A 7,849-nucleotide genomic window follows, 5' to 3' on the forward strand; every position below is an offset into this window, starting at 1 on the left:
CAACCGGTACGGCCGGCCGATCCAGCTGCGCGGCATGAGCTCCCACGGGCTGCAGTGGTTCGCCAACTGCTACAACGACGCCTCGCTCGACGCGCTGGCCACCGACTGGCAGGCCGACCTGTTCCGCATCTCGATGTACGTGCAGGAGCAGGGCTACGAGACCAACCCGACCGGCTTCACCAACCAGGTCAACACGCTGGTGGACAAGGCGGGCGCGCGCGGCCTGTACGCGCTTGTCGACTTCCACACCCTCACCCCCGGCGACCCGATGTACAACCTGGAGCGGGCGAAGACCTTCTTCGCCGCGGTCTCGGCGCGCAACGCGGCCAAGAACAACGTGATCTACGAGATCACCAACGAGCCGAACGGCGTGAGCTGGTCGACCATCAGGAACTACGCCGAGCAGGTGATCCCGGTGATCCGGGCGAACGACCCGGACGCCGTGGTCATCGTCGGCACCCGGGGCTGGTCGTCCCTGGGCGTGTCGGAGGGCGGCAACTCCGACGAGATCGTCAACAACCCGGTCCGGGCCGACAACATCATGTACGCGTTCCACTTCTACGCGGCGTCGCACAAGGACAACTACCGCAGCGAGGTGCAGCGGGCCGCCTCCCGGCTGCCGCTGTTCGTCACCGAGTTCGGCACGGTGACCTACACCGGTGACGGCGCGGTCGACACGGCCAGCAGCACCGCCTGGCTCGACCTGCTGGACCGGCTGAAGATCAGCTACGCGAACTGGACGTACTCCGACGCGAGCGAGGGCAGCGCGGCGTTCCGGCCGGGCACCTGCGCGGGCGGCACGTACGCCGGCACCGCGGTGCTCACCGACTCCGGCACCTTCATGCGCAACCGCATCCGTACCCCGGACAACTTCCCCACGTCCTGACCGGCGCGACCGGCGGCGGCCCTCCCCAGGGGGGCCGCCGCCGGTCAGTCCCCGAGGAGCCCGGCGCGGCGCCAGAGCAGCCGGCCCGGCCCGGCGACCAGCCCCAGCTCGGTCAGGTGGTCGGCGATGCGCTGGGCGGACCAGCGCAGCGTGGCCCGCCAGTGCGGGTTGGCCCGGGCCGCGGCCACCCCGGCCGCCGGCGGGATCCCGACCGCCGCGTACGCCCGTGGATTGACCAGGCGGCGGGTGATCGAGTACGCGGCCCGCCCGATCACCACCCGCGCGTAGGCCAGCCCGACCGGACCGGCGGCCTCGACCTGACGGGCCAGCTCGTCCCGGGCGAAGCGCACGTGCCGGGCCTCCTCGACCACGTGGATCCGGGACACCATCCGGATCAGCGGCTGGATCGACTCGTCGGCCATGGCCTCGCGCTGGAACGCGTCGAGGATCTCCTCGGCGATGAGGATGGCCGCGTACATCCGCGGGCCGGTGGCGGTGGCCTTGAGCCAGCGCCCGAGCAGGTGGTCGAACGGGTCCGCCCGGTAGACCGGGCAGCCCATGGCCTCGATGAGGCGACCGAACATGATGGAGTGCCGGCACTCGTCCGCGACCTCGGTGAGCGCGTACTGGGCGTGCCGGCTGGTCGGATCGGCGTCGTAGTAGTGCCGGATGAGCATCTGCATGAGGATCGTCTCGAACCACAGCCCGGCGCTCGCCGCGCTGGCCACCTCGTGCTTGGTCAGCTCGACCCGCTGCTCCTCGCTCAGCCCCTTCCACAGCGGCGTGCCGTAGAGGCTGCTGCGCTCCGGCGGCATCCAGAACGCCCCGGGAACGTGGGGCGCCGACCAGTCGATGTCCACGACGGGGTCGTAGCTGGTGCGCACCGAGGCGGCGAGCAGGCGGGTGGCCACGGCCTCGCGCGGGAATCCGGTCGGCGTCCCCTCCATGACCCCTCCAGGTTGACGTAACTTCCAGTAACTGTTACGAGTGGTAGCATGCGACGCACCTCCACCGATGTCAATGCCTCGGATACCCCGCCGGAACCGCCCGCACCGCGGCGCACCGGCCGGCGGGACCGCTGGGCGGATCACCGCGAACAGCGGCGGCAGGAGCTGATCGGCGCCGCCGTGCAGGCGCTGCTGCGGCACGGGCCGACGGTCGACATGGACCAGGTGGCCGCCACCGCCGGGGTCAGCAAGCCGGTGCTCTACCGCTACTTCGCCGACAAGGCGCAGCTCTGGCTGGCCGTCAGCGAGGTGGTGGCGGCCCGGGTCGTCGACGCCGTGGCCCCCGCCGTCGAGCAGGTCCGCGAGGAGCGCGCGCTGGTCGAGGCGACCATCGACGCCTACCTGGGCGTGATCGAGTCCCAACCGACGCTCTACCGGTTCCTGCTGCACGAGGCCGGGCATCCCGGCATCCACCAGGTGGTGGCCGGCACCAGCCGGCAGGTGGCCACCGGCCTGGCCCGGGTGATCGGCGACCGGCTGCGCGCACTCGGGCTCGACGCCGGTCCCGCCGAGCCCTGGGCGTACGGGCTGGTCGGCTTCGTCCAGGCGGTCGGTGACTGGTGGGCCACGCACGGCCAGCCGATCCGCCGGGCCGCGCTCACCGACTACCTGACCACGCTGCTCTGGAGCGGCATCGAGGGTGTCCGGCGCGGCGCGGACCTGCCCCAGGAGCTGACCCGCGCGCCCGAGCGGGCCGAGCGGTGAGCTGGCAGGGGCCGGCGGAGATCGCCGGCAGCGTGGTCCGGCTGCACGCCGGCGGGCGCTGGGAGCCGGTCGACGGGCGCTACCACTGGGCCGGGCGGATCGAGCCGGATCCCCGGCTGCTGCGCCTGCTCCGCTCCGGCCGGCGCGACGTCGAGGTACGCGTCGGCGAGCGGGTCGTCCGGGGCCGGCTCGCCGAGGTCGACCCGTGGGGCGGCGTGCGGATCACCGGCGTCGGCGAGCCACCCTGGCTGCCCGGTGAGGACGAGGACTGACCGCCGGCCGCCCGGTGTCGACGAGGACCGGCCGGCGTCCGGCGTACCGTGGAGCGGATGACGCCGACCGCGACCGTGCTGCTGGTGTTCGGCCGCGGCGTGGTCGCGGCCGACGACGGCTACCGGCTCACCGCGGAGAGCGCCGCCCGGACCCGGGCCGCCATCGGGTACGTCCGCGCGCACGCGACCGAGTTCCGGCGGGCCGCCGGGGGGCGGGTCGTGTTCACCGGCGGCTGGCCGCACGGCCCCGCCGGGGCGCCGGGCCCACCCGCCGGGTGCCGCGAGGGCGAGCTGATGCTCGCCCTGGCCCACGCCGCCGGCCTCCACCGGTACGCCCGGCTGCACGCCGAGACCCGGTCCCGGACCACCCTGCAGAATCTCGCGCACACCGTCCAGGACGGACTGCTCGCCGGGCCGGCCTACTCCCCGGCCCGGCCGCTCGGCCTGGTCTCCCACCCTTGGCACCTGCCCCGGATCCGGTTCCTCGCCGGCAAGGTGCTGGGGCTTTCCGGCGCCGCGCTGCTGGACGTGCCGGTGACCGGGCCCGACCCGGTGCCCGCCGGCCACGAGCGGGCGGCCCGGGCGGCGAGCCGGCTGTGCTACCTCGGGCTGCGCACCCCGGAGTCGCTGCTGCGCCGGGAACGCGGCCTGGCCCGCGTCGCGGGTCTGCTCCGCGCCGACCGGGGTGGATTCGCCGGCCGGCGCCACGGGTAAGGACGGTCGTCGATCGGCCCACGACGGCGGGCCGGCGGGCGACGGGTCACCCCGGGAGGTTCCGTGATCGTGCTGGTGCCGGTGTACCGACCCGGGGACCGCCTGCCGCGGCTCGTCGGCGACCTGGCCGCCGCGCTGCCCTCGGCGCACGTGGTGGTCGTCGACGACGGCAGCGGCCCGACCGCGGCCGGGGTGCTCGCGGCGGCCCGGGAGCAGGGCGCCACCGTGCTGCGGCGCCGGGCCAACCGGGGCAAGGGAGTCGTGCTGAAGACCGGCTTCCGCTACGTCGCCGGGCACCACCCCGGGCACGACGTGGTGTGTGTGGACGCCGACGGGCAGCACCGGATCCCCGACGTGGTGCGGGTCGCCGACCGGATGCGCGGCACCGGCGCGCTGGCGCTGGGCGTCCGCCGGTTCGACGGCGAGGTGCCGCTGCGCAGCCGGTTCGGCAACGCGGCGACCCGGGTCGCGTTCCGCCTGGCCACCGGCCGCCACGTGCGGGACACCCAGACCGGGCTGCGGGCGTACCCGGCCGGGCTGCTCGGCTGGCTCCGGACCGTTCCCGGCGAGCGGTTCGAGTACGAGATGAACGTGCTGCTCCACGCGGCCCGGGCCGGGCGGCCGATCGAGCAGGTGCCGATCGCCACCCACTACCGGGGCGGCAACGCCTCGTCGCACTTCTCCTCGGTGGCCGACTCGGCCCGGATATACGCCCCGCTGGTCCGGTTCGCCGCCACCCGGCTGTTCGCGCCGGGTGCTCGCGACGGCGACGCCGCGCCGGCCGGGGTCAGGTCGTCGCGTCCCACACCTGCGACTCGAACTCCCGGAGCTGGTGCCGGATCTCCTCCGGCCAGGCGGTCCGGAACGGGTGCCGGTCGGCGGGGATGACCCGGACCAGCTCGTCGACCATCTCCCGCGGATCGCGCTGGTTCTCCAGGTAGTCGCCGAAGTCGGGCCGGTCCAGCAGCGCGGTGGACTCGTCCCACCACTGGAACATGGCCTCGACCCCGGTGTCGTTGTACCCGGTCCGGTAGGGGCCGGGGTTGACCACCGCGACCCGGACGCCGCGCTGCTCCAGCTCGCCCTTCATGGCCCAGGCCAACGCCTCGATGGCGTGCTTGGTGGCGGCGTAGACGCCGACCCACGGTCGGGTGCGGATCCCGACCGCGGAGGACACCCAGACCACCTTGCCCGCGCCCCGCTCCAGCATCGGCGGCACGAGGTCCTGGACGAGGTGCAGGTGCGCGAAGACGTTCACCTCGAACGACCGGCGGACCCGGTCCATCGGGATCTCCACCACCGCCCCCGCCTGCTGGACGCCGGCGTTGAGCACGAGGATGTCCACCCGGTGGCGGCGGGCGGCGGCCCGGTCGGCCGGGTCGGTGACGTCGAGTTTGATCGCGTCGAGGGTCACGCCGGCGTGCTGCGCCTCGGCGCGCAGCTCGCGGACCTGCGGCCAGATCTCGGCGCCGGCGATGACGTGGTGGCCGGCCCGGGCCAGCCCGAGGGCGGCGCCCCGGCCGAGGCCGCTGCCGGCCCCGGTGACGAGGATGTCGGCCACCCGCTCAGCCCTGCCGGGCCTTCTGCCGGGGGTCCGCCTTGTTGAGCACGAAGACCTTGCCCCGGCGGCGTACCACGATCGAGTTGGCCTTGCGCTTCAGCGCGCGCAGGGAGCTCCGGACCTTCATCCCGCACCTCCGTTCCCAGTGGTTACCCCGTTCGAGGTCGCGTACCCGCCGGTGCCGCGGTCATGCGCGGGAGCCGGGGGCGGCGGGTTCCCCGCCGCCCCCGGTCCGGTCAGGGGTAGCTGACCAGGTTCACCGGCACGGTGTTCGTGCCCTGCGCCGTGCCGCCGGTGTCGTTGATGACGTGGGTGATGGACCCGTTGCCGCCCAACGAGACGGTGAGCAGGCTGTGGAACCGCACCCCGGCCTTGATGGGGGCCTCGAAGCTGTGGTACGCGGCGATCGTCGGGTCGACGTTGAAGTAGCAGTAGCTACCCATCCCCCAGCCCTCGAACGTGCTGACTTCGTCGGCCACCTTGAAGGCCGCGTAGCCGACCCGCGAGCCGTTCATCCAGGCCGACGCGCTGGGCGGGTCGTACGGCAACTCGTTCTGGAAGAAGATGACGCGGCCGTTGTTGCCGTTCCAGATCACCTCGTGCTTCTGGTAGTGCTCGACGAACAGCCCGAGCCCGGTGACGTTGTTCCCGTTGACGATCAGGCCGGTGTCGGCGGTGTTCACCGTCCAGCCGATGCCGGCGCCGTGGTCGCCGCGCCACGCCCAGATGTGGTCGATCAGGGCGTCGTTCTGGTTGACCACCAGGCTGGTGGTGGCCTTGCCCGCGCCGGCGCCGCCGATGCGGAAGAAGACGTCCTGGATGGAGGTCGGGTTGGCGGCGTGGCTCGTGGTCGAGCCGGCCGTGCCGACCTGGAGCAGCACCGGCGAGTTGGTCGGGCCGGCGTCGAAGAGCAGCCCGGCCAGCCGGACGCCGTCGACGTCGGCGACGGTCATGGGGACGACCCCGTTCTGCGGGATCAGCGTCGGGTAGCCGATGCCGAGCACCACGGTGCCGGGCCGGGTGACCCGGATGGTTTCGCCGACCGGGTAGATGCCCGGGGTGAACAGCAGGTTCAGGCCCTGGGCCAGGGCCGCGTTGATGGTGGCCGCCGAGTCGCCCGGCTTGGCGACGTAGAACTGGCTCAGCGGCAGCGAGGTGCCGGGGGTGGCGCCGCCCAGCCAGGACGCGCCGCTGGCGTTGGTCCGGGTGGAGGGGACGAGGACCTGGTAGTTGCCGCTGCCGTCGAGGTAGAGGTACGGGATGTCCCGGCTGACCGGGGTCTGCGCCAGGGTGGTGTACGCCGGGTTCGGGAAGCTGGTGGCCGGTGCCCCGACCACGCCGGAGTTGGTCACGTTCCACACCGCGTTGAGATAGCCGCCGACGTTGCTGTCCCGGGTGTACCACTGCTGCTGCGAGTACGGCTGGACGACGCCGGTGACCCGGCTGTCCGCGATGTACCCGCCGCTGGCCCAGCCGTAGCCGTTCGGGGCGAGGTTGAGGTCGCCCTGGATGTCCATCCGGCGGAACGGCGCGGCCTGCGAGACGGCCCACCGGGTGAAGCCGGCCGAGGGAAAGACCTGCATGTTCGACGCCGACCGCCAGAAGTTCTGGGTCGCGTTGCCGTTGAACCAGCCGGCGTCGACGGTGACGTCGCCGTGGATCCGGACGTCGCCGGGGTTCCGGCCGAGCCCCATGATCGAGGTGTAGAAGCCGATCTGCGCGTTGATGCCGGAGTAGTCGCCCGGCTTGAACATCAGGGCGTAGCGCTGGGTGCCGAACTGGTTGGACTCCTGGGTGCGGAAGACCGTGTCGAGCTGGCTCTGGATGGTCGCGCTCGACATCGACGGGTCGAAAGTGATCACGTTCGGGCCGAGCGGGCCGCCGCCCGGGATGGTGCCGCCGCCGGTGGTGTTCACGGTGAGCTCCCAGAGCGAGTATCCCCAGCCGGTGGCCCGGGCGGTGCCGTACATCCGCACGTAGCGGCCGGAGCCGCTGACGGTGAGGGTGTCGGTCCCGCCGTCCCCGCTGGTGGTGGCGTACACGGTGGTCCAGGCGGCGCCGTCGGTCGAGGTCTGGATCTGGTACGCCCGCCCGTAGGCGGCCTCCCAGCTCAGCACGACCCGGCAGAGCGTACGCACGCTGCCGAGGTCGACCTGGAGCCACTGCGGGTCACTCGCGGCGCTGGCCCACCGGGTGGTCGGGCTGCCGTCCACCGCCGCCGCGGCGGGGGTGCCGGCGTTCTCGGTGGACGAGGCGGTGGCGGGCCGGCCCTGCGCCGCGTTGGTCGCGGTGTCGCAGCCGGTGCCGCCGCCGGTGCTGCCGTAGACCTGGAACTCCCAGAGCGAGTAGCCGTAGGCGGTGGCCCGGGCGGTGCCGGTCATCCGCACGTAGCGGCCGGTGCCGGTGACCGTCAGGTCGTCGGTTCCGCCGTCGCCGGCCGCGGTGCTGAAGACGGTGGTCCAGGCGACCCCGTCGGTCGAGGTCTGGACCTGGTACGCCCGCGCGTACGCCGCCTCCCACACCAGGGTGACCCGGGAGACGGTGGCGGTGGCACCGAGGTCGACCTGGATCCACTGGGGATCGGTGAAGGCGCTGGACCATCGGGTGCCGGTGTTGCCGTCGGTGGCGTTGGCGGCCGGGGTGCCGGCGTTCTCCACCGAGGAGGCGGTGGTGGGCCGTCCCTGGGAGAGCAGCGGGTCGGCCG

Annotated in this window: 9 protein-coding genes; 5 read left to right on the top strand and 4 right to left on the bottom strand. The window is 73.3% G+C overall.

Translation table 11 applies throughout. The features are described 5' to 3' along the window. Positions 1-886, top strand: an 886-nt coding sequence (locus tag ACW0Q9_RS26915; RefSeq protein ID WP_456185967.1) for a glycoside hydrolase family 5 protein, incomplete at its 5' end; no start/stop codon positions are given. A 44-nt stretch (positions 887-930) separates the two neighbouring features. Here ACW0Q9_RS26915 and ACW0Q9_RS26920 read toward each other — a convergent pair. Next, positions 931-1,833, bottom strand: a complete 903-nt coding sequence (locus tag ACW0Q9_RS26920) for an AurF N-oxygenase family protein (RefSeq protein WP_456185969.1) — start codon at positions 1,831-1,833, stop codon at positions 931-933. A gap of 48 nt (positions 1,834-1,881) precedes the next feature. On the opposite strand from ACW0Q9_RS26920, the gene ACW0Q9_RS26925 reads away from it, so the two are divergent. From ACW0Q9_RS26925 to ACW0Q9_RS26940, 4 genes are all read left to right on the top strand, one after another. After that, complete coding sequence (locus ACW0Q9_RS26925; protein WP_456185971.1) at positions 1,882-2,598, top strand: TetR family transcriptional regulator; 717 nt, start codon at positions 1,882-1,884, stop codon at positions 2,596-2,598. After that, the gene (locus ACW0Q9_RS26930; protein WP_456185972.1) at positions 2,595-2,870 is read left to right on the top strand and encodes a DUF4873 domain-containing protein; all 276 of its coding nucleotides are present in this window, start codon (positions 2,595-2,597) and stop codon (positions 2,868-2,870) included. Before ACW0Q9_RS26925 ends, ACW0Q9_RS26930 begins: the two co-directional genes overlap by 4 nt. Positions 2,871-2,927: 57 nt before the next feature. Beyond that, entirely contained in the window at positions 2,928-3,584 is a 657-nt protein-coding gene (locus ACW0Q9_RS26935; protein WP_456185974.1) for an ElyC/SanA/YdcF family protein, read from the top strand. A gap of 63 nt (positions 3,585-3,647) precedes the next feature. Next, on the top strand, positions 3,648-4,472 hold the full coding sequence (locus ACW0Q9_RS26940) for a glycosyltransferase family 2 protein (RefSeq protein WP_456185976.1): 825 nt from the start codon (positions 3,648-3,650) through the stop codon (positions 4,470-4,472). Here the strand turns inward: ACW0Q9_RS26940 and ACW0Q9_RS26945 are convergent. The 3 genes from ACW0Q9_RS26945 to ACW0Q9_RS26955 all read right to left on the bottom strand — a co-directional run. Continuing rightward, the gene (locus ACW0Q9_RS26945) at positions 4,372-5,145 is read right to left on the bottom strand and encodes an SDR family oxidoreductase (protein WP_456185978.1); all 774 of its coding nucleotides are present in this window, start codon (positions 5,143-5,145) and stop codon (positions 4,372-4,374) included. The two genes, ACW0Q9_RS26940 and ACW0Q9_RS26945, sit on opposite strands and share 101 nt — an antisense overlap. 4 nt (positions 5,146-5,149) lie before the next feature. Continuing rightward, entirely contained in the window at positions 5,150-5,272 is a 123-nt protein-coding gene (locus tag ACW0Q9_RS26950) for a 50S ribosomal protein L36 (protein WP_091265774.1), read from the bottom strand. Positions 5,273-5,381: 109 nt separating this feature from the next. After that, positions 5,382-7,849: discoidin domain-containing protein (locus tag ACW0Q9_RS26955; RefSeq protein WP_456185980.1), on the bottom strand; the 2,468-nt coding region annotated here is incomplete at its 5' end.

The sequence above is a fragment of the Micromonospora sp. I033 genome (assembly GCF_053890995.1).

What these genes read in the sequence shown, in the direction of transcription:
- ACW0Q9_RS26935 (WP_456185974.1), top strand. Translation starts at nt 2,928, where the DNA reads ATGACGCCGACCGCGACCGTGCTGCTGGTGTTCGGCCGCGGCGTGGTC.
- ACW0Q9_RS26950 (WP_091265774.1), bottom strand. Translation starts at nt 5,272, where the DNA reads ATGAAGGTCCGGAGCTCCCTGCGCGCGCTGAAGCGCAAGGCCAACTCG.
- ACW0Q9_RS26920 (WP_456185969.1), bottom strand. Translation starts at nt 1,833, where the DNA reads ATGGAGGGGACGCCGACCGGATTCCCGCGCGAGGCCGTGGCCACCCGC.
- ACW0Q9_RS26925 (WP_456185971.1), top strand. Translation starts at nt 1,882, where the DNA reads ATGCGACGCACCTCCACCGATGTCAATGCCTCGGATACCCCGCCGGAA.